The following is a 20,500-nucleotide window of genomic DNA, read 5'->3' as shown; positions in this document are numbered from 1 at the left end:
TCATGAAAATCACAGTCCTATCTGGTTATGGCTTAAATTGCGAAAAAGAAACTGCATTTGCATTTATGGAATGCAGCAGAAAACTTGGTATTGTTAATATTGAAGTAAAAATCGTTCACATTAACGATGTCATAGATAATCCAGGTGAACTGAAATTAAGCAATATACTTGCAATTCCAGGGGGTTTTTCCTATGGTGATGACACTGGTGCTGGTAATGCATTTGCTTTACGCATTAAAAACAACTTGTTGGATGAGTTTCAAGAGTTTTTATCTCAGGACAAGCTGATTATAGGAATATGTAATGGTTGTCAGATATTAGTAAAATTAATTCCAGAGTTCTCTAATCTAGCTTTAATCCATAATGATATAGGCAATTACCAATGCCGCTGGATTAGAGTGAGAGTTAATCCGCAGAGTAATTCTGTTTGGCTACGGGGTCTGAGTGAACTATATCTCCCTGTTGCTCATGGGGAAGGCAAATTTTTTATGGATCAAGATATTTTGAACCAATTGATTGAGAGCAATTCCACCGCATTACGTTACATTGATAAAAATGGCAACTATGCTAACCTACAATTTCCTTACAATCCGAATGGATCTACATACGACCTAGCAGCTTTATCAGATAAAAGTGGAAGAGTGCTAGCTTTAATGCCCCATCCAGAAAGGGGAATATTTTTTACCCAGCAAGATAATTGGCCCCTTGAAAAAGAAAAGAGCAAGCGTTTAGGTGTTGCTGTGCCAAAATATGGCGATGGAATGCTTATATTTGAAAATGCACTGAAGTATTTTTGTTAAAATTTATTGATAGGGGTTTATGGTCGAAATTATCCCCTGATATTGCAAAAAACTTGCTTGACAAGCCTTGCCAGCCCCCTTATCATGAAACTGAAGCTATTTATTTATCTTCGCAATCTCTGCAGGTTAATGACAAAAAACTTAGGGTATTTGGCGTCTCATGTTTAATTTTTCGCACTACGTGCATCGCATGTCTTTAAAAATTTCTGGGTTTTTACCTATATAAGCCGAAACGCGCTTACAAAGCGTTTAAGACAGCAAAAAACGTCAAATTGACAAGGGAGAATTTGAATGCTAGCTACTACGGGGTTTCTTTGCCTTTTTTCCTGCTTAGTAAATTTCTTAAACACTTGCGGTGTAGGTTAGTTGCAAGTTAAAAGCAGCTAAATCGCTCTTAATCAAGCGTTTTAGAATAAAAAAAACGCCGATATTTTAGTACATAGTGAATAGCCAACCACCACGGGGCTTCTTTTGCCTTTTTTTTCGTTTGGTAAATTCCTTAATATTTATAGCTAAGAGAGCCCAAGAGAGGTGTCATTCCAGCGCGTGACGATGGAATCCCAAAAAAAGGATGATGTCATCCCAGTGCTTGACACTGGGATCCAGAAAACTCAACTTTAAATAAGTGGCTGCATAATAAAGACTAGATCCCAGTGTCACGCACTGGGATGACAGAAGAAGAAGGCTACTTGGATGACAAAAAAGGGGCTACTCGGATGACATGGCTAAAAGAGCCCAAGAGAGGTGTCATTCCAGCGCGTAACGCTGGAATCCCAAAAAAAGGATGATGTCATTCCAGTGCTCCTTTTTTTGTCATCCCAGTGCTTGACACTGGGATGGCTTTGTTGCATCGCTAGCTATGATGGATTAAAGATAAAAAAGATGGAGAATATCAGTAGCTTATTATTCTGGTATTTATAACAAGAACGGTCAGTGAATACCTAAATTTGAGTAAAAGAAATTTCACTACCACTCACTAATCCGGCTAAAATTCAAGAATTTCAATGCTTTAGCTATTTTCAATAGAATTAAATTTATTAATGTAAATAATAAATTACTATTCTTAAATTTGATCAGATTGATTGCAAAAAAACAAGATTTTCAATAGGTTACTTATAATCCTAACTATAGTTAGCCTTTCATAAGTAGCGATGCAACAAAGCCATCCCAGTGTCTGGGCACTGGGATGACAAGAAAGGGGCTACTTGGATGACATCTTTCAACATTATATCATGAACTTTCTAAAATTCATTGAGTTATGCTTTCAAACGGTAGTGCCGGGGTGTGAGTATAATAATTATCGGTACATAAAAGTCATAGCAGATAGGCTGGAAGCAGCGAGCGCTGGTGAAGTGAAACGAATAATATTCAATATGCCTCCGCGCTCGATGAAGTCCATATGTGTAAGTGTTGCGTGGCCCGCATGGATACTGGGAAATCAGCCAACTGCAAGAATAATAGTTGCAAGTTACTCCCGGCTGCTTAGCGAAAAACACTCGCTTGATACAAGGTGTATAATGCAGTCTAGTTGGTATAGAAAGCTGTTTCCAGAGGTAGAACTATCCAAAGATCAAAATACCAAATACAAATTCCAAACAGTGCAGAGAGGATACAGAATCGCAACATCAGTTGGAGGGACGTTAACAGGTGAAGGTGGTGATTTCATCATCGTGGATGATCCACTGAGTCCCGCCCAAGCTTTGAGTGAAACGTTTAGAAAGCGTGCTACAAACTGGTTTGACCAGACTTTAGTAGCCAGGCTCAACAATAGAAAAAAAGGAGTAATTGTTCTTGTGATGCATAGGCTCCACCTGGAAGATTTGACCGGACACCTTCTCTCCAAACCGAAAAGCATATGGCATCATATTTGTTTACCAATAATAGCTGAAAATAAGGAGATTACTTATTCAATCAAAAAGCCAGCGCCTCCTGTTCCTGTCACCAGAATAGCTTGGTCAACTATAAATGAGTACACCAGAAATAAAACAGCATTACCTGCAAAAATACTATACTTAAGAGAAGAAGGTCAGTTGCTATACCACCTAGATGGAGGAAAAGAAGAAGTTGAGACGATAAAAGTTGAACTTGGGAGTTATGCTTTTGCTGCACAATATCAACAAAACCCTCTGCCACTTTCAAGTGGTATAATTAAACGAGAGTGGCTGAAGCGCTATAGAAATTTTTCTGATAGTCTCTCATATGTCACTCAGAGCTGGGACACTGCAGTTTCAACAAGCAGCATGAGCAACTTTAGCGTCTGCACCACCTGGACAAAAGTGGGCAATAAATTCTATTTACTCGATGTATATCGCGCAAAGCTTGAGTATCCAAAGCTTAAAGAGCAAGTTCTGTCACTAGCTGCAAGATGGACACCGCACGCAATTTTAATCGAAGCAAAAACAAGAGGTCAGCAATTGGTGCAAGAGCTAAAGACAAACAGTGATTTACCAATTATCGAAATAGTACCACATGATGACAAACTCACTCGATTTTATCAAATTGTTCCGATTATAGAGTCTGGCAAGGTTTTTCTGCCGCACCAAGCAGTATGGCTGAACGATTTTGAGTATGAGATTTTAATGTTTCCTGAAACTCGACACGATGATCAAGTGGATAGTACCGTGCAATATTTGCAGTGGGTGAGAGATAGTAGCTCTAGGGTCGCAGCTTTACGGGCATTGTGATTTGAGTCTACCAGATCCAAGTAGTCAGCTACTTGCATGACACCCTGACAACCGTCATCCCGCTACGTGTTAGCGGGATCTAGAGATACCGCGAATGAATCGCGGTATGACGGTTCGTGGTGGTATGACAGTTCGTGGCGGTATGACGGTTCGCGGCAGCATGACGATAAGCTCGTCATCCCGCTACGTGTTAGCGGGATCTATGCTAAAAGATACCACGGCGGTATGACGTAGAACTGCTGCTTGTTAGCTGATGAGATACCGCGAATGAATCGCGGTATGACGGTTCGCGGCGGCATGACGATAAGGTTTATACCTTGTCATTCCAGCGCGTGACGCTGGAATCCAGCCTTTATTATGCAGCCTGCTTGGTTAAAATTAAGTCTTCTGGATCCAAGTAGTCAGGGCACTGGGATGACAATTACCTTAACAATTTCAAAAGAAGCCTAGTGAGCTATCAGCTATGTGTAGCTAACATTCTGCACGTCCATAAAAAACAAACCTTCTTTTTCGTCTTGAACGCTAATAATAGCGTGAGTGTTAAAAGGTAAAGGATCATTTGTATGTCCATGGCCTACCCCTTTCATTGTAAATACAGGAAAGTTAACACTTTTTGCAAACCTTTCTTTTACAACTTCAACAAGGTTATCGTTATAGCAGTTAACGAAATCCCCAAAGATTACTGCATGTACTCCATCAAAGATGTGGGCTTGTTTTAGGTGATCTAAACTGCGCTCTATTGCATATGGGTAAACTCTTATGTCCTCTAAAAATAGAATTTTACCTTTCGCATTTATTTGCCAAGCGGTTCCTATACTACTTTCAACTAGAGTCATATTACCACCGATGATTTTAGACTCTAATCTGCCATCTTTTAGTCTAATGCCATTATTTATCGTCTTTAGGTTATCAAATCTGATAGAATCCCGCTTGTTAAGAATTAACTCTTTCAATTTTTCAACAGAGCTTTCAGAAACGGAGTTATTTACTATCATTTCCAACATGGTGCCGTGAAGAGTTTGCCAATCATATTTAGCTTGTAGATGGATGTGCAAGGCAGTTATATCGCTATAGCCTATGAGGATCTTTTTGTTTTGAGCAATCCTTTCTTTTTTATCATTGGGTAACTTTTCTAGATAGGGAATTAACCGAGAAGCCCCTTCTCCTCCTCTGATACACCAAATTATTTTACTATCATTAGTTAGTGCACTAATCAAATCATTTGCTCTGAATTCATCAGAGTTGGAATAAAATGGATTATCATTACTATATATTTTCTCCGAAATATGGGGATTAAAATCCAAAGCTTCTACATATTCTTTTATAGTAGTCAGATCTAATTCTTTTCCCTTCGAAGAAGGAGCAATAATATCAACTTGGTCGATTGCATGAATACCTGTGTTAGCACATAAAGTGAGAATGAAATATAAAAGGTAAACAATCATTAAAATATCTTATAAAACTCTTTTTTTAGTATATCATCCAATTCAGAGAGTGGAACTTTCACTCCTAGTTCTTCCATTGACGTGACGCCATAACCTTGCAACCCACAAGGAATAATACCCTTATAGTGAGAGAGGTCTGGAAAGGCGTTAAGCGCTATGCCATGATAAGTTGCCCATTTTCTTAAACGGATACCAAAAGCTGCAATTTTTTTTTCTACTCCGTTATGGTTTACCCAAATGCCTATTCTATCTTCTCTAAACTCTCCAAGTATATTAAATTGCTTTAAAACATTTATGATCCACTTACTTAGATCTCTAATATATAGCTTTATATCGCATTTGTTTCTTTTTTTAAGGTTTAACATTAAATATATAATGCGCTGTCCTGGACCATGATATGTGTGTTTACCACCCCTTCCTGTTTTATATATGGGAAATAGTTTTTCAACAATATCATCAGCTGTTGCACTGATTCCTGCAGTGTAAAGTGGAGGGTGCTGGAGTAGCCATACTAATTCGTCTGCTGAATTATTGTGAATTTGTTGAATTTTCTCTTCCATAGATTTTACAGCGCAGTTATAATCAATAAGCTGATTAGATATTAGCCATTCTATCATGTTCTATTTCTTTTTTTTTAGTATAGCAGTTCGTTTTTTCCTGTTATTCCAGTGTGTGACACTGAGCGCAGCCTTCCTTATTCCTAATATACTTAATACTAACTTCTGTGCTATTTCTCCTTAACAAACATAGTACATGACAAATGTTTAATTATTTGTCAACACAGGTCCTCTTTACGTATAGGCAACTTTTTTTATTGAAAAATTCAGAAAAATGTTGTATAATTATTAGTAGATTTTAGGTAAAATATATGGCAAACTCAAAATTTAGCATAACTTTCAACAACGAAATTTCAGAGTGTCTTGCTGGACTGGCTAAAATAAGAAATAAGTCCATTAAAGAACTAGCAGAGAAGCTAATACAAGAAGCAATTGAAAATGAGGAAGATAAAATACTAATTGAGCGTGCTGCTAGACGTAATGTTTCAGGTGTGAAGAAAATTAGAAGTGAGGATGTAGACTGGAATACAATATTATCTTCATAGAAAGCGTTCTTGAGAAAGACCTTCCAGCTCTTCCAAAAACAATAAGATTAAGGATCATAAATGCGATAAATAAGCGTCTTACAGTTGATCCCATTAACCTTGGTGAACCATTATATTACAGATTTAAAGGACAAAGAAGATTAAGGGTAGGTGATTATCGCGTTATCTATTCCGTAAATATTATAAAATATGAAGTGGTTATCACAGAGATAGGACACAGAAAAGACATTTATAAGTAAGTACATCATATAAACATTAAATATATTTTGTATCCGTTCAGCAGAGTGGCAAAATAGGTAGACAAGGTGATCTAAAAAGATAATCATAGAGTAAATGTGAGGTAAGTCCTTACAATAAATGGTGCCATCCCAGTGCCCAGACACTGGGATCCAGGTTACTATATATGAAAAGTTATTATGTTTATATACTTGCAAGTGAACGAAATGGAACCCTGTATATAGGTATAACATCAAATTTAATCAAACGAATTTGGGAGCATAAAAGCAAAGCCATTTCCGGTTTCACGTCAAAGTACAATGTTAGTAAATTAGTCTACCTTGAGGAGTTTCAAGACATAAATTTAGCAATTAGTAAAGAAAAGCTTCTAAAAAGCTGGCAGAGAAAATGGAAAATAAACTTAATTGAAAAAACAAATCAAGAATGGAAAGATTTATATGATGAAATCGTATCTGGATTCCAGTGTCAAGCACTGGAATGACACCATTTGTTGGTATCCGTTCAGCGGAGTGGCAAAATAAGGTAGACAAGATAAATCAATCCCAGTGTCAAGCACTGGGATGACAAGGTATAAACCTTATCTTCATGCCGCCGCGAACCGTCATCCCGCGATTCATTCGCGGTATCTCCAGATCCCGCTAACAAGTAGCGGGATGACGGTTGTCAGGGTGTCATTCCAGCGCCCCTATGATGTTATCCCAGTGCTTGACACTGGGATCCAGGAATTTTATTAAGTTGGTAAGCATAAAAGTAGCCGTTTTATGTTAAAATACAACGTTTTGATGATTATGAAAAAGCTGGATTCCAGTGTCAAGCACTGGAATGACATCGTTTACTATGTGCCATATTGCAATGTTCATATAGCTGTGTGTCACGCACTTTGCTTCAATATTTGCACATTAGCCACTCCTCTGAACAGATACTATATTTTTACTCCTTCCTGATTCATTTTCTACCTTAGGTGGCTTCGCTCAGCTCAAAAAAAAAGCTCATTCTTTTTGCTACCCCTTATTGTGCCTGCCATTTAACTACTGTGTAGAGATTGCTCTCAAACATAATGTTCGTACGTTAGTATATCCTTCCTGTGACACCAATTGATATAATTCTACCACAAATTCAATTTTTTAGGAGGCACATATGAATTTCAACATCTTTCAAAGAAAAAAAAGCGCAGTATTTACTAAATATTCTGCTTTGCAGCTAATGATGGAGCCAAGTTGGAGTAAGCGTGATTATGTAAGTTTTGCTGAGGAAGGTTACATAAAAAATGTTATTGCCTTTCGAGCAATCAATATGATTGCAAGTGCTGCATCTTCGGTACCTCTTACTCTCTGCCAGCTTACTGACCAGGGAAAATCGCAACTAAAAGCCCATCCATTACTGAAATTACTTTATTCTCCTAACCCAATGACATCAAAATCGGAATTTATTGAGGGGATTGTAACTTATCGGTTAGTTAACGGCAATTCTTATATATTGATGGTTGAGTCGCAGAACAATAGAAAACCACCAACAGAGCTTTATCTTCTGCGCCCTGATAGGGTTGAAATTGTTCCAGGGAGAAATAACGTTCCTTATATCTATCGTTATACCATAAATAACAACAGTTATGACTTTAAAGTTGATAAACTAACCGGACGTTCAGCAGTGTTGCACCTAAAGACCTTTAACCCTTTGAATGATTGGTATGGGTTATCACCAATTGAGGCGGCTGCATATAGTATAGATCAGCATAATCAGGCGGGTGCTTGGAATCAAGCGATGTTGCAAAATGGGGCAAGACCAAGTGGTGCAATAGTTGTGAAGTCAGCAAAAGATGGAAGTGGTGGAAACTTAAGTCAAGAGCAGTACCAGCGCTTAAAAGCGCAGATAAATGATCATTATTCAGGTTCTATAAATGCTGGGAGACCGATATTGCTTGAAGGAGGCTTGGAGTGGAAGGAAATGAGCTTATCACCAAGGGATATGGATTTTATTGAGTCCAAACACAGTTCAGCTCGTGATATTGCGCTAGCTTTTGGCGTTCCACCGCAATTGCTTGGCATACCGGGTGATAACACTTATAGCAATTTAGTCGAAGCACGCTTATCCCTCTGGGAGCAGACGGTTTTACCAACGCTAGAAAATATTATCTGTCACCTGAATTCTTGGCTGATACCAAGATTTGGTGAAGATCTGTGCTTGTCGTATGACAAAGATGCAATAGAAATTCTCATGGAAAAGAGACAAAAGTTGTGGAAATACGTAGAAAATGCAAGCTTTATGACACTCAATGAAAAAAGGGAAGCATTTGGCTTGCCACCGCTGCCGGGTGGTGATAGATTGGATTGAAATTTTGATATTTATTACTTATAGCTAAACTGACTTAGATTTACCGACAATTTGAAAAACCGTCATTCCGCTACTAGTTAGCGGAATCTATACCGCGAATGAATCCACAACTGTACGAACATTGCGATTTGGTCCTACCAGGAGGGCAATGCCTCCTTCTCCTGTCATCCAAGTACCCTCTTCTTGTCATTCCAGTGCTTGACACTGGAATCCAGCTTTTTCATAATCATCAAAACGTTGTATTTTAACATAAAATGGCTACTTTTATGCTTACCAACTTAATAAAATTCCTGGATCCCAGTGTCAAGCACTGGGATGACACCGTCATAAGGAACCAGTGTCAGCTACTCGGATGACATCATCCTTTTTTCTGGATCCCAGTGTCAAGCACTGGGATGACAAGAAAGAGGCACTGGGATGACAAGAAAGAAGCACTGGCTCTTGGATGGAAACCAGTGTCAGCTACTTTCATGACATCGTTTACTATGTCCATATTGCAATGTTCGTACAGTTGTATGTCACGCTACTTGGATGACAGGAGGTAATGCAAAAAGCCTATTGTTCCCTAAACCGTACACCTAAGTAAATTAACTATTTTTCTTGCCAACCAGAGCGATGAAGATTTGGTCTACATCAAAACTCATCTTAGGATGCCAAATAGGGCCATCCAAATGCATATCGATATAGATTGGATTACTATAATTTGGTGGTATGAAAAAGAACCTGAATATAGAATTTAAAGTGAAGTTAGATAAGGTTAAATTAGAAGAGATCGACCCTGATGCTTGATCAATCCCGAATTGTAAACTAGTTGAACATATGCCACTCTTAATACTTGCTTTTCCGCTAATATTTTCAAAAAATGTTTTACCGTTATATATATCAATATAAGCAAGTGTGGAGATTTCAGACTTATTATTACTGCTTAACAAATTAGTGATAAATGAATTGAAATCTACATTAGTAACTTCTATTCCTTGCGCTTGTAAGTTTACATCTCCTGATAAGTTACTAGCCCAATCATGAAAACTTTTTCCTTGAGTTTTGATTTCACCATTTAAGCTTACCTGACCATTTACATTGTCAATTCCTATAACCTTACCAATCTTTTTAGTGTCCAAATTTACAATAGAAAACCTTGTATTTATTGAGTCTGATCTTAAATAACCCTGAAAAAACACTTGCCCGCGTTCTAATACGTAACTTGCCTGCCTGATAGTGATAGTGTTGTTTCTCATTACCGCATCCAAATTAAAATCTTTCAAAACATTCTGCTCGGTTTTAAATTCTGCAGTATTGATTTGCACATTTGCATCAAAGCCTTCTTTGTCATCCAAAAAATCAAGCTGCTTTGTTGACCATTGAATTTGATCTATCTCATTTCTTGAATTTCTTTTTACCTCTACTAAATTTGGTAATTTAAAGATATTTCCATTAAATTTACTGCCCGTAAGGTTAACATCTAATAAAGGTTTGGCGTATTTTTGATCTGCTAATATTTTTGCATTACCGATAATATTGAAATCTTCTCCAGATAGTTTTATTTTATCTGCAACTAGCTTACCTTTTTCCATTTTTAGCAAAAAATCCAAATTTTTAATTTTCGTATCATTCAATGTAAAGTCATTAACACTGGCCTTTATATTTGCATCATACTGAAAATTTTTCAGCCATTGCATTTTAGATAAACTGCTAAATAATGAATGATCATATTTATCTGCATCAAGATTATGCATGCTAAATTCACCATTGATCACATTGTGTTTTTTTGTGTGGCTTACTCTAATTGATCCTTGCAAGGATTCCTTATTATTTAGCAGTCTAATGTCTGAGATAGATAATATTCTTGGTGCAAGGTGCAGTTTAGAACTTAGTGTAAATTGATTTTTCTGGTTTTCTTTCATCTTTATAGAAGGGAAAAAACATGAAATGAATGACCCAAAATCATTTCCTTCGACTAATAAATCGCCGTTGAATTCAGATAGGACATTATTGTTTGAGATCTCTCCTGATAAGTAAGATATATTATTGATTCCAGGAAATTTAAGAAGCGTATTAACTTTTACTTTGCCATCAGTGGATTTTAGTACAGCACGGAAATTGTCCAATATTTTGTTTTGATATTGAATGTTAGAAGCTTCCATATTAAAATTTAAGCTCAAGTTCTTTGGCACAACTGCTCTAAAACATTCCAGAAGATCCTTCATATTCATTGTTCTTTGTGAATCATTTTGTATGGAATCTAAATCAACTTTACTGAAGCTAATATTGAAATTAGTGTGATTGCCTTTTCTATCATTTTGTATTGTACCGCTGGCTTGCATGCTTTTGGAATCAATTTTTAAGTCAGTTGCCGTAAACTCACTTTCATTAAGACTTATATTGGATGATATCTTGATATTTTCGCTAGGAATAACACAAGAGAGAAAGCTAAGATTAATGATTTTTGCTAAATCACTCACAGAACCGGAACTGTTATTAATTGTTAATGTTAAATTACCCTGGAGTTCTTCTTGATTTCTATTACCTGTAAATAGCAAATTTACAAAATTTGATTCAACACTAATGTGTACATTCTTTTTTGTGATATCAACCTTTCCTGAAAAATCGTAATTATTATCACCTACCTTTACTTTACCGGAGAATTGCCTATTTTTTTTTACAGCAACCTCCTTTATGTTAACAATATCAGCGAAATCACTCTTAAAACTTACTTGGCTGTCTTTTATTACTATATCGACTGTGTTACCACTGGCTTTTGTATTTATAATATTAAGTAAATTTTCTTTGTTGCTTTTCATACCAAACAATGTGATTGACTTTGGTTGCAACGAAAATAAAAACAACGATAGGAGTGACGGTTTTACCTCAATTTTTCTTACACTAATTAAATCTGACAACTTTTGCTCTTTATTTTCGTTGTATTGTATATATACATTATAGATAGTGAGCTTTGGGGTAATCAATGAAACTTTAACTTTCCCTCCAATATGCACTTTAGCATCATACGTCCTCTCCAACTCTTTTATGATATATTTCCTGTAGCCACTCCAATCCTTAAAAGTTGCAGCAACGTGCATAAGAATTAATAGCAACGAGATTGATAATATGGCGTATAAAGAAAGTTTCATAGTTTATACATGTTTTAAATTATCCAAACTTCCTCTAAAAGTTAAGTAAAGAGTACCAAAATAAACAATAACACTCAAAGCTATTAAAGTCGCTAAATAAACGATACGAGCCAACATTTTATCAAAAAATAATCCTGCCAACAAAGAATTAAAAATATAAAGGGCTATTGACATGACTACCGTTGCTACAAAAATTTTCATGACATTTAACAATAGCGCTTGGCTAACCTTATACATTTTATTTATTGTTAAATAACTAATTAATAGAATAGAGTTTATCCAAGTGGAAACGGAAGTAGCAATAGCAATCCCCGTATGCTGATACTCGTTCATTAACAAAAGGTTTAGCACTACATTAATTCCAAGACACATTAGCGAAAATATGGTTGGTATTTTCAGATTGCCTTTAGCAAAAAATGTAGGTAGCAATACTTTATTTATAATAAATGCAGGTAAAGAAAGAGAAAATGCTATTAAAGTGGGAACAGTTTGCTGCACTGCATAATGATCAAACCGGCCGTAAGAAAAAAGCGTAAGTAAAATTATGTCGGGAATAATGATAAAGGCAGCAGTTGTTGGCATAATTAACATTAATCCTATGTTGAGAGCCTTGTTCTGTATTTTGACTATATTTTCAGTATTATTCACCTGTTTTGAAATTAAAGGAAGAAGCACTGTACCAATTGCAGTACCGATTATTCCCTGCGGTAGTTGATTTAGTCTATCGGCATAATATATATAGGATACCGCATTTGGTATAAAACTCGCCATGATTGTATCAATCCATAAGCTTATTTGAGTTACACAATTGTTGATAATTGCAGGTACCACACGCTTAAAAAACAACCTTACTTCATTGCTTAATTCAAGGCTAAAAGAAAAAGCTGCCTTTAACTTGTATGCACTAAATAGTATCAAAAGTAGCTGGAAAATTCCTCCTATAAGGACAGCTATAGAAAGATTGTGCGCTGGAGTTTTTACGTAAGGCACAAATAAACTGATGGTTAAACAGAGATTCAAAACAATTGGTGCAATAGCTGTTGAAGCAAAATGCTGCTTTACTTGCAGCATTCCACCAATAAGTGATGCAATTGAAACAAAGATTATGTAGGGCATCATAATTCTTGATAAAGTAACAGTAAGGGTAAACTTACTTTGGTCAAATCCAGGAGCAAAAATTTGAATCATATAAGGGGAGAAAGTTTGCATGATAAGGCAAAAAATTACTAAGATAATAAACGTAATGGATATTACACTACTTGCAAAATTAAATGCCTTTTTATTATCATATGATTCTGTCGAGTATAACGGTATGAATGAGGTAGTGAACGCTCCTTCTGCAAAAAATGCTCGAAATAGATTGGCAAAGCGAAACGAAGAAAAAAATATGTCTGCAAGAGAGTTTGCACCAATAACCGTAGCAATCAATACATCTCTTATTAACCCTGAGATCCTTGAAATAGCCGTAAAAAAACTAAATGTAAAAATACTTTTAAACATACCACTACTTCATTAGTGTCAATACGATTAACTATAATGGTAAAAGTATCAATGAAAATATTTATTGGCTAAACTTAAAACCCTCTGCAAAAGGAGAGTTAAATAATCAATTGACTATTTGCGCTCTTATGTTAGAAATTTTATACCTTGGCGGGCGTAGCTCAGTTGGTAGAGCGTCAGTTTGTGGTACTGAATGTCGCCAGTTCGATCCTGGTCGCTCGCCCCACTAAAATTTCCTGCTTTACAAAAATATGAATAAATGGTAATATATCAATTAATTATGGAGGTTGTATGGATGACGACACTAAAGATTTTTAATGCTTTGTGGTGCAGCATCAGTAATAGGAGCATTGACAGGTTTGGGATTGAGTTTTACAGCTTTGTCACCTTTGGTAGTAGGTGGAATTATTGCCGCTATTCCTGCAATATTATTGATTGCATATGATAGGGTAATAAAAGAAGAATTCTCCAAAGAAGATCCTTTCATACCTGCTTATTTATGTTTATGCGTTGCAAGCGCTGCAATTGGAGTTGGCCTTGCTGCAGCCGCAACTACTATTTTTCCTGGTGCAATGCTTGGACTGGGCTCTGCAGCTTTAGCAGGTGCAACAATAGAAGTCATAGCGCCAATTGCAGGGATGTTTGCAACCTTGGCTACACTACTTGCTGCTGAAAAAGTGAATGAATATATTATATCACCTATAATTGAGCACTTTTCTTCAAAAGGGAAGGGGTACGAATCACTTTAAACCAATTAAGTAAGGTTTCTGCTTTCTGTTATTCTAGTGTGCAGCATATAGCTGTACGAACATTTGTTTGCAAAGGCAGTGTGTTAAGTGTTATAGCCGGTTTTGCCTCAAACACAAAGGGGTGTCATCCCAGTGCCCAGACACTGGGATCCAGAAATTTTATTAAGTTGGTAAGCATAAAAGTAGCCTTTTTATGTTAAAATACAACGTTTTGATGATTATGAAAAGGCTGGATTCCAGTGTCAAGCACTGGAATGACAAGAAGAGGACACTGAGATGACATTATAGGGGCACTGACTACCTGCCACACAAATTACCTGCAAACTGCAATGTTTGTACAGCTGTACGTTACGTGCTGGCATGACATCATTTGTCGTGCGAATTACCTTAGCAAAAACGAATGTGCGTATAGTTGTATGTGCAGTACGGAGTAACAGGAGAGGTATCACTATAAAATTTGACATTAACCGCTAATAATTAGAATATTAGTAGAGTAAAAATTACTCAGGAAAGCATGCATAAATATGACGTAGTAGTAGTGGGTGGAGGTCATGCAGGATGCGAAGCGGCTGCGGCTGCAGCTCGCCTTGGTGCAAACACGCTGCTTATAACTCATAAAATTTCAACTATAGGAGAAATGTCCTGCAATCCAGCAATCGGAGGAGTTGCAAAGGGCGTTGTAGTCAGGGAAGTTGACGCTCTTGATGGAATAATGGGAAGAGCAATCGATCAAGCAAGTATACACTCAGTCATTTTAAATAGCAGCAGAGGTGCAGCAGTATGGGGCCCGCGTGCACAGGCAGACCGAAAATTATACAAGCAAGCAATACAGGAAATTATTCTAAATTATAACAATTTGGCGGTAAAAGAAGAGTCAGTTGACGATTTCCTTATAGAGAGTAATAACAATGGAGAATTGTGCATTAAAGCTGTAATAACAAGCTCAGGGGAACATATACTAACAGGTAAAGTTGTTTTAACTACGGGAACTTTCCTGCAAGGTGTAATTCATATAGGAGAGCAGGTAACTCCTTCAGGGAGAATGGGAGATAAGCCTGCAGTAGAACTTGCAAATACGTTGAAGAAATATAATTTTAAATTAGGTAGATTGCGCACCGGAACTCCGCCAAGGCTTGATCGTGGCACTATAAACTGGTCAATATTGCAAGAACAAGTGGGTGATAACCCACCTGTGCCGTTTTCTTATCTCACAGAAAAAATTAACCAACCTCAGGTATCATGCTTTATTACCCATACTAATGAAAACACGCATAAAATAATTAGAGAGAATCTGCACAGGTCAGCTTCTTCGTATTTGGATGATATTATAGCACCAAGATACTGCCCATCAATTGAAGTTAAAGTTAATAAATTTGCAGAAAAAAGTAGTCATCAAATATTTCTAGAGCCAGAAGGCCTGGATGATGATACTGTATACCCGAACGGAATTTCAAATTCATTGCCTATTGAAGTGCAGCGTGAAATGATAAAGAGTATCAAAGGACTTGAAAACGCAGAAATACTAAGGCCTGGATATGCAGTTGAGTATGACTATATTGATCCACGAGAACTAAGCCATACTCTTGAAACTAAGAAAATTAAAGGCCTATATTTTGCTGGCCAAATTAATGGCACCACTGGATATGAAGAAGCAGCAGGGCAAGGAATTATTGCCGGGATCAATGCAGCACTTTCTGCATCTGAAAAAAAAGAAAGCTTTGTTCTTCATCGCACAGACTCATATATCGGCGTAATGATAGATGATCTAGTCATCAAAGGGGTGATCGAACCTTATAGATTATTTACCTCGCGTGCAGAATATAGGCTAGCTATCAGGTCAGACAATGCAGATAGAAGATTAACACAAAAAGGTTATGATATTTCCCTTGTTTCGCATGAGAGATACTCTGTTTTACAGAATAAACTTGAATCCATTAAGCAGCTTGAAGAGAAGTTAGGGAGTCTGACGATTACTCCTGAGCAGCTTAGGTCTTATGGTATCAAAATATCTTATGATGGGATAAGAAAAACGGCACTAGATTTACTTAGCTATCCAAACATCGACTGGAATAAATTACAAGAAATATGGCCGGAGTTAAGCAGCGTCACGCGCTGGAATGACAAAATGGGACACACCAAAGCGGATAATAGAGCTAAGAATGAAATATGCGAAGCGGTTGAAATTGAAGCAAAATACAAACCTTATCTAATAAGACAAGAAGCGGATATGAAGTTTTTACGAGAGGAAATTAACACTCAAATTCCAATTGATTTCAACTATTCACAAGTTAAAGGCCTGTCAAGTGAAGTAATAGAAAAGTTGCAGACGATAAAACCAGCGACGATTGGCATTGCAAAGCAAATACAAGGCATCACTCCTGCAGCGATAGTGAGCATATTAGTGTATTTGAGAAACAGGAAAACGAAAGTGGCTGCTAATTTTGTATGAGGTGTTCTATGTCAAAAATCGAAGAATTTCGTTCTTTTATGCACGAGATAAACGTTGATGCATTTATGTTGCATACTAAAGATGAATATTTAAATGAGTATTCAGAGGAGCTAACAAAGCTGTGTGGCTTTACAGGAACAAATGGGCTACTTATCGTTACAAAAGACAACAAGTGCCCATTTTTTACGGATGGACGCTATATCACACAAGCTCGCAATCAGCTCGATCGGGGCAATTTTCAAGTATATAATATACAAGAAGAGGATCCACGCGAATGGATAAAAGCAAACTTAACATCGACTGCCTCACTAGGTTATTATTTGCAATATTTTACCATAGAAGATATAAGAAAGTATGAGAGTATCTGTAAATTAATACCCTGTTTAGCTGGAAAAAAAAGTGACTATCGAAAACAAGCAGTGGTTTTACATTCTATTAAATATGCTGGTAAAAGTAGTAAGGACAAATGTGAAAAAATAGCTAGAAGCGTAGATAAAGAAGCTGAAGCAGTGCTTTTAACTGATCCAAATTCAATTTCATGGTTATTAAATTTAAGAAACGAAAATGCTAAATATACTCCATGTATATTGGGTCGTGCTATATTGTATAAAAGCGGTAATGTTGATTTGTTTATTCAAGATAAAGAACATTCAACTATAGAAGCAAATTTAGGCAATCATGTAAATATTTTTGATATTAGTGAGCTAGAAAATTCGCTGCACAAGCTAAATTCAATAGTTATAGATCCAAACACAACTCCAATGAGTATCATGGCTGTAATAAAAGATAAACAGGTAATTGAAAGAGAGGATCCTTGTCTAATTTATAAAGCAGTAAAAAACCAAACTGAAATAGCTGGGGCTATAAATGCACACATTGAAGATGGAGCAGCAGTTACAAATTTTCTACATTGGCTTGAAAGTAATGTTGGTACAGAGCTTGAAGCTGAAGAAAAGATTTTAGAATACAGAAAAGAGCAGAATTTGTTTAAACAATTGAGCTTTCCAACAATTTCCGCATTTAATGAAAATGGTGCAATAATTCACTATCGTGCAAGCAGTAAGACGAATAAGGTAATTCAGAAAAATGGACTATATTTGATTGACTCTGGTGGCCAATACCTTAGTGGCACAACTGATGTGACAAGAACTGTAGTAGTTGGTAATCCGACCAATGAGCAAATAATCCACTATACAATAGTGTTGAAAGCTCACATTGCTATAGCAAGTGTCATCTTTCCTCCTGGCACTACTGGTGGAGAATTGGATATATTGGCACGTACGCATTTATGGAAATTTGGAATGGACTATATGCATGGTACAGGGCATGGAGTAGGAAGTTACCTATCAGTACACGAAGGACCACAAGCAATATCAAAGGGAAATAAAGTGAAACTCACGCCAGGCATGATACTATCCAACGAACCTGGCTATTACATTCCGGGAGAGTATGGAATAAGAATTGAAAATCTGATATATGTCGACAGACAAGAAGACGGCTTCTTAAACTTTAAACAACTGACCTCTATTCCATATGATAGAAGACTAATAAATGTGCAAATGCTTACTAAAGATGAAATTGAATGGATAAATGACTATCATCAATTTGTCTATAAAAACTTAGAAAATAGCGTAAAAGATAAGGAATGGTTAAAGAAGGTATGTGACCCTTTATAAGCAAAGGAGCATTTTTTATTATTTAAAAAGTATTAATGCAATTGTAACAGGTATTTTGTATTGTTTTTAATTTTAAAACAATATATAATAGAGAACACGTATTTTTAGGTAGGTTATAATTATGACAGACAAAGGGCAAGAAGATGAATTTATGAAGCAGTATATGGATACTTGCAAAGAGCAAATAGAAAAATTAGCCAAGGATCCTGAATTGCTTAATCAGACTTTAAAACCATTTATGGAAATGTCTCAGCAGCTTATGGCTGGCGATATGTTAGAAGGGGCTATGCCCAACATGATATCTGATTTGGGTAGTATGGATATCAACAAGATGATTGCTCAGATGAAGGAAATGATTGACTACATAAGAGGTAACTATAAGGAACTAATGAAAGAGCACAGCTCGCAGATTCAAGAGCTTGATGAATCCAGTAAAAAGCTAAGAGGCTTAGTTAAAAAATTGATAGAAAAGATCGAAAGTAAGTAAATAACATCTGGATTTCTGTCATTCTATATACAACTTTCTAGTTGGACGGTAAGTCGAGGTCAATTATTGATGTCATGAAAGTAGCTGACACTGGTTCCTTTATGACGGCAGTGCCCAGAGGTGTCATCCCAGTGCTTGACACTGGGATCTAGAAAAATTGATTGTGCACTATGCAACATTTTCGATCAAAAGCTGGATTCCAGTGTCAAGCACTGGAATCTGCCACGCGAATTGCCTGCAAATTGCAATGTTCATACAGTTATGAGCTAGTGTACATAATTGCACATGGGTTTTTACAAATTTGAAAATTAGTGTTAAATAAAAATATAAATGCAAAAGGAAAAGAAATGATTGAACTTAAAGGCCCAGAAATTTGTGCAGGCGGAAATAAGAAAAATTTGATTATTTTTTTACATGGTTGGGGCTCAAGTGGCGATAATTTCATTCACCTTGCTAAAGTTATGAGCAAGTTTTTACTGGGTTCATATTTTGCAGTACCCAATGCTCCGTTTGAAAGAGAAATAGGTGATGGTTATCAGTGGTTCAGCTTGGAAGATCGTAGTGAGGAAGCGCTATATAATGGAGTAAAAAATGCTACATCAATTGTAAATCATTTCATTGATACAAAATTAAAGGAGCTTAATTTAAAAGATACGCAACTTTCTTTAGTTGGATTTTCTCAAGGAGCAATGCTTGCAATACATACAGCTCTCACCCGCTCTCAATCCTGTGCATCAGTTGTTGCATACTCTGGTAGATTTCTTTCACCTTCAAAAACTGCACCAGAGATCAAGTCAAAACCTAACATATGTGTTATCCATGGTGATGCTGACGACGTGGTACCTTTTTCGTCCCTCGACTTAGCGGTTAAAGCTCTGAAAGAAAATGGAGTAAATGTTGAAGGACACCTAATTCATGCATTAGGGCATATTATTAATGAAGAGGGAATAAAATTAGGAGTAGAATTTATCAAGAAGAATTTTAAAAATTAATTTTCATGCACTTGTTTTGCTTTGGTTATGGATATGTAGCTAAATTTTTATCGAAAAAATTACTGAACTTAGGTTGGAAAGTCAGTGGCACATCAAGAAGTAAAGATATACAAAATGTAATCCTCTTTAATTATGAGAAGGTTAGCCAAGATCTGCTTAAAAGCGCAACGCACGTTTTAATTTCTATTCCTCCAGATGGTGATGATGTTGTGGAGAGATACGGTGATTGCCTGCAAAATGTTAAATGGTTTGGTTATTTGTCTGCAACTAGCGTCTATGGTGATCACTCTGGTAATTGGGTGAATGAGGAATCTGAAACAAAACCTATAGGAATCAGAGGAGAAAAGCGCCTTAGATCTGAAAAGAGGTGGCTGAATAGCAAACTGCCTGTACATATTTTTCGTTTAGCTGGAATATACGGTCCTGGTAGGAACGTGTTAATTGACTTGCAGCTTGGCAAAGCAAGAAATGTGAAAAAAGAAGGGCATTTTTTTTCTCGTATTCACGTTGAAGATATATCGAATATTTTATTTTCTTCCATGCAAAACATAAAACCTGGTGAAATATACAATTGTGCAGACGATTTACCCACTACACAATCTGAAGTGGTAATATATGCGACCAAACTTCTCAATGTTAGCCCTCCAGAACCAATTGAGGCTTCTTCCCTACCAGATTATGCACAGAGTTTTTATTTAGGATCAAAAAAAGTAAGTAATGTTAAAATTAAAAAAGATCTTAATGTCTCTCTAATTTACCCTAACTACAAGGTGGGATTAGAAAGTTTGCATGTAAAAAAAACTGAAATCACATCAGAATGATAGATAGGCTTATTGTCACTGCCATTAAGTTAAGGAAAGAATGGTTAAAAACTGAACTAAAAAGTCAGAAATAATTAAGGATTTATGACAAATGCT

The 20,500-nt window shown here is 36.5% G+C and carries 22 protein-coding genes and 1 tRNA gene; 17 read left to right on the top strand and 6 right to left on the bottom strand.

Features of this window, described 5'->3' with window-relative positions; translation table 11 throughout:
* The first annotated feature begins 2 nt into the window (after nt 1-2).
* From AAGD93_RS07555 to terL, 4 genes are all read left to right on the top strand, one after another.
* Complete coding sequence (locus AAGD93_RS07555) at nt 3-800, top strand: phosphoribosylformylglycinamidine synthase subunit PurQ (protein WP_341819472.1); 798 nt, start codon at nt 3-5, stop codon at nt 798-800.
* A gap of 653 nt (nt 801-1,453) precedes the next feature.
* On the top strand, nt 1,454-1,588 hold the full coding sequence (locus AAGD93_RS07550; protein ID WP_341819470.1) for a hypothetical protein: 135 nt from the start codon (nt 1,454-1,456) through the stop codon (nt 1,586-1,588).
* Nucleotides 1,545-1,721: a hypothetical protein gene (locus tag AAGD93_RS07545; protein WP_341819469.1), complete on the top strand. Its 177-nt coding sequence runs from the start codon at nt 1,545-1,547 to the stop codon at nt 1,719-1,721. The genes AAGD93_RS07550 and AAGD93_RS07545 overlap by 44 nt, the downstream gene beginning before the upstream one ends.
* 311 nt (nt 1,722-2,032) lie before the next feature.
* Nucleotides 2,033-3,484, top strand: a complete 1,452-nt coding sequence (terL, locus tag AAGD93_RS07540) for a phage terminase large subunit (protein WP_341819930.1) — start codon at nt 2,033-2,035, stop codon at nt 3,482-3,484.
* Between the two features lie 461 nt (nt 3,485-3,945).
* Here terL and AAGD93_RS07535 read toward each other — a convergent pair whose 3' ends face one another.
* Both AAGD93_RS07535 and lipB read right to left on the bottom strand, forming a co-directional pair.
* Complete coding sequence (locus AAGD93_RS07535) at nt 3,946-4,929, bottom strand: LD-carboxypeptidase (protein ID WP_341819468.1); 984 nt, start codon at nt 4,927-4,929, stop codon at nt 3,946-3,948.
* Nucleotides 4,929-5,546: a lipoyl(octanoyl) transferase LipB gene (gene lipB, locus AAGD93_RS07530; RefSeq protein ID WP_341819467.1), complete on the bottom strand. Its 618-nt coding sequence runs from the start codon at nt 5,544-5,546 to the stop codon at nt 4,929-4,931. Before lipB ends, AAGD93_RS07535 begins: the two co-directional genes overlap by 1 nt.
* Nucleotides 5,547-5,797: 251 nt before the next feature.
* Between lipB and AAGD93_RS07525 the strand changes: the two genes are divergently transcribed.
* The 5 genes from AAGD93_RS07525 to AAGD93_RS07505 all read left to right on the top strand — a co-directional run bounded on the left by AAGD93_RS07525 (nt 5,798) and on the right by AAGD93_RS07505 (nt 8,599).
* Nucleotides 5,798-6,031 (top strand): DUF6290 family protein, encoded by a 234-nt coding sequence (locus tag AAGD93_RS07525; protein WP_012673333.1) that lies wholly within the window; start codon nt 5,798-5,800, stop codon nt 6,029-6,031.
* Complete coding sequence (locus AAGD93_RS07520; protein WP_080717643.1) at nt 6,007-6,270, top strand: type II toxin-antitoxin system RelE family toxin; 264 nt, start codon at nt 6,007-6,009, stop codon at nt 6,268-6,270. Before AAGD93_RS07525 ends, AAGD93_RS07520 begins: the two co-directional genes overlap by 25 nt.
* Before the next feature lie 164 nt (nt 6,271-6,434).
* Nucleotides 6,435-6,749 carry a GIY-YIG nuclease family protein gene (locus AAGD93_RS07515; protein ID WP_341819466.1) on the top strand — a complete coding sequence of 105 codons (315 nt, stop codon included), beginning with the start codon at nt 6,435-6,437 and terminating at the stop codon, nt 6,747-6,749.
* A 64-nt stretch (nt 6,750-6,813) separates the two neighbouring features.
* Entirely contained in the window at nt 6,814-7,002 is a 189-nt protein-coding gene (locus tag AAGD93_RS07510; RefSeq protein ID WP_341819465.1) for a hypothetical protein, read from the top strand.
* Between the two features lie 403 nt (nt 7,003-7,405).
* Complete coding sequence (locus AAGD93_RS07505) at nt 7,406-8,599, top strand: phage portal protein (RefSeq protein WP_341819464.1); 1,194 nt, start codon at nt 7,406-7,408, stop codon at nt 8,597-8,599.
* A gap of 73 nt (nt 8,600-8,672) precedes the next feature.
* On the opposite strand, the gene AAGD93_RS07500 is transcribed toward AAGD93_RS07505, so the two are convergent.
* From AAGD93_RS07500 to murJ, 4 genes are all read right to left on the bottom strand, one after another.
* Complete coding sequence (locus AAGD93_RS07500; protein WP_341819463.1) at nt 8,673-8,804, bottom strand: hypothetical protein; 132 nt, start codon at nt 8,802-8,804, stop codon at nt 8,673-8,675.
* A 153-nt stretch (nt 8,805-8,957) separates the two neighbouring features.
* Nucleotides 8,958-9,092 (bottom strand): hypothetical protein, encoded by a 135-nt coding sequence (locus tag AAGD93_RS07495; RefSeq protein WP_341819462.1) that lies wholly within the window; start codon nt 9,090-9,092, stop codon nt 8,958-8,960.
* 94 nt (nt 9,093-9,186) lie between these two features.
* Nucleotides 9,187-11,730 (bottom strand): AsmA-like C-terminal region-containing protein, encoded by a 2,544-nt coding sequence (locus AAGD93_RS07490; protein WP_341819461.1) that lies wholly within the window; start codon nt 11,728-11,730, stop codon nt 9,187-9,189.
* Between the two features lie 3 nt (nt 11,731-11,733).
* On the bottom strand, nt 11,734-13,230 hold the full coding sequence (gene murJ / locus AAGD93_RS07485; protein WP_341819460.1) for a murein biosynthesis integral membrane protein MurJ: 1,497 nt from the start codon (nt 13,228-13,230) through the stop codon (nt 11,734-11,736).
* A 150-nt stretch (nt 13,231-13,380) separates the two neighbouring features.
* Between murJ and AAGD93_RS07480 the strand changes: the two genes are divergently transcribed.
* From AAGD93_RS07480 to AAGD93_RS07445, 8 genes are all read left to right on the top strand, one after another.
* A tRNA-His gene (locus tag AAGD93_RS07480) sits at nt 13,381-13,456 on the top strand.
* A 91-nt stretch (nt 13,457-13,547) separates the two neighbouring features.
* Nucleotides 13,548-13,979 carry a hypothetical protein gene (locus tag AAGD93_RS07475; RefSeq protein WP_341819459.1) on the top strand — a complete coding sequence of 144 codons (432 nt, stop codon included), beginning with the start codon at nt 13,548-13,550 and terminating at the stop codon, nt 13,977-13,979.
* Nucleotides 13,980-14,493: 514 nt separating this feature from the next.
* Nucleotides 14,494-16,428 carry a tRNA uridine-5-carboxymethylaminomethyl(34) synthesis enzyme MnmG gene (gene mnmG, locus AAGD93_RS07470; RefSeq protein WP_341819458.1) on the top strand — a complete coding sequence of 645 codons (1,935 nt, stop codon included), beginning with the start codon at nt 14,494-14,496 and terminating at the stop codon, nt 16,426-16,428.
* An 8-nt stretch (nt 16,429-16,436) separates the two neighbouring features.
* Nucleotides 16,437-18,104: an aminopeptidase P family protein gene (locus AAGD93_RS07465; protein ID WP_341819457.1), complete on the top strand. Its 1,668-nt coding sequence runs from the start codon at nt 16,437-16,439 to the stop codon at nt 18,102-18,104.
* 121 nt (nt 18,105-18,225) lie between these two features.
* Nucleotides 18,226-18,591, top strand: a complete 366-nt coding sequence (locus AAGD93_RS07460; protein WP_341819456.1) for a hypothetical protein — start codon at nt 18,226-18,228, stop codon at nt 18,589-18,591.
* 120 nt (nt 18,592-18,711) lie between these two features.
* The gene (locus AAGD93_RS07455) at nt 18,712-18,861 is read left to right on the top strand and encodes a hypothetical protein (RefSeq protein ID WP_341819455.1); all 150 of its coding nucleotides are present in this window, start codon (nt 18,712-18,714) and stop codon (nt 18,859-18,861) included.
* A 77-nt stretch (nt 18,862-18,938) separates the two neighbouring features.
* Complete coding sequence (locus AAGD93_RS07450; RefSeq protein WP_341819454.1) at nt 18,939-19,583, top strand: alpha/beta hydrolase; 645 nt, start codon at nt 18,939-18,941, stop codon at nt 19,581-19,583.
* A 5-nt stretch (nt 19,584-19,588) separates the two neighbouring features.
* Nucleotides 19,589-20,404, top strand: coding sequence for an SDR family oxidoreductase (locus AAGD93_RS07445; RefSeq protein WP_341819453.1), 816 nt, complete (start codon nt 19,589-19,591; stop codon nt 20,402-20,404).
* The last annotated feature ends 96 nt before the right edge of the window (nt 20,405-20,500 follow it).

The sequence above is a fragment of the Wolbachia endosymbiont (group A) of Brachyopa scutellaris genome (assembly GCF_964026995.1).
Lineage (GTDB): Bacteria > Pseudomonadota > Alphaproteobacteria > Rickettsiales > Anaplasmataceae > Wolbachia > Wolbachia pipientis.
The sequence above is the reverse complement of the archived record's forward strand: the minus strand, read 5'-3'. Positions and strand labels throughout refer to the sequence as shown.

Excerpts from the sequence above, each read along its gene's own strand:
- AAGD93_RS07555 (WP_341819472.1), top strand. The coding sequence starts at position 3 with ATGAAAATCACAGTCCTATCTGGTTATGGCTTAAATTGCGAAAAAGAA.
- terL (WP_341819930.1), top strand. The coding sequence starts at position 2,033 with ATGAACTTTCTAAAATTCATTGAGTTATGCTTTCAAACGGTAGTGCCG.
- AAGD93_RS07535 (WP_341819468.1), bottom strand. The coding sequence starts at position 4,929 with ATGATTGTTTACCTTTTATATTTCATTCTCACTTTATGTGCTAACACA.
- lipB (WP_341819467.1), bottom strand. The coding sequence starts at position 5,546 with ATGATAGAATGGCTAATATCTAATCAGCTTATTGATTATAACTGCGCT.
- AAGD93_RS07525 (WP_012673333.1), top strand. The coding sequence starts at position 5,798 with ATGGCAAACTCAAAATTTAGCATAACTTTCAACAACGAAATTTCAGAG.
- AAGD93_RS07515 (WP_341819466.1), top strand. The coding sequence starts at position 6,435 with ATGAAAAGTTATTATGTTTATATACTTGCAAGTGAACGAAATGGAACC.
- AAGD93_RS07505 (WP_341819464.1), top strand. The coding sequence starts at position 7,406 with ATGAATTTCAACATCTTTCAAAGAAAAAAAAGCGCAGTATTTACTAAA.
- AAGD93_RS07495 (WP_341819462.1), bottom strand. The coding sequence starts at position 9,092 with ATGGACATAGTAAACGATGTCATGAAAGTAGCTGACACTGGTTTCCAT.
- AAGD93_RS07490 (WP_341819461.1), bottom strand. The coding sequence starts at position 11,730 with ATGAAACTTTCTTTATACGCCATATTATCAATCTCGTTGCTATTAATT.
- murJ (WP_341819460.1), bottom strand. The coding sequence starts at position 13,230 with ATGTTTAAAAGTATTTTTACATTTAGTTTTTTTACGGCTATTTCAAGG.
- AAGD93_RS07475 (WP_341819459.1), top strand. The coding sequence starts at position 13,548 with ATGCTTTGTGGTGCAGCATCAGTAATAGGAGCATTGACAGGTTTGGGA.
- mnmG (WP_341819458.1), top strand. The coding sequence starts at position 14,494 with ATGCATAAATATGACGTAGTAGTAGTGGGTGGAGGTCATGCAGGATGC.
- AAGD93_RS07465 (WP_341819457.1), top strand. The coding sequence starts at position 16,437 with ATGTCAAAAATCGAAGAATTTCGTTCTTTTATGCACGAGATAAACGTT.
- AAGD93_RS07460 (WP_341819456.1), top strand. The coding sequence starts at position 18,226 with ATGACAGACAAAGGGCAAGAAGATGAATTTATGAAGCAGTATATGGAT.
- AAGD93_RS07450 (WP_341819454.1), top strand. The coding sequence starts at position 18,939 with ATGATTGAACTTAAAGGCCCAGAAATTTGTGCAGGCGGAAATAAGAAA.
- AAGD93_RS07445 (WP_341819453.1), top strand. The coding sequence starts at position 19,589 with ATGCACTTGTTTTGCTTTGGTTATGGATATGTAGCTAAATTTTTATCG.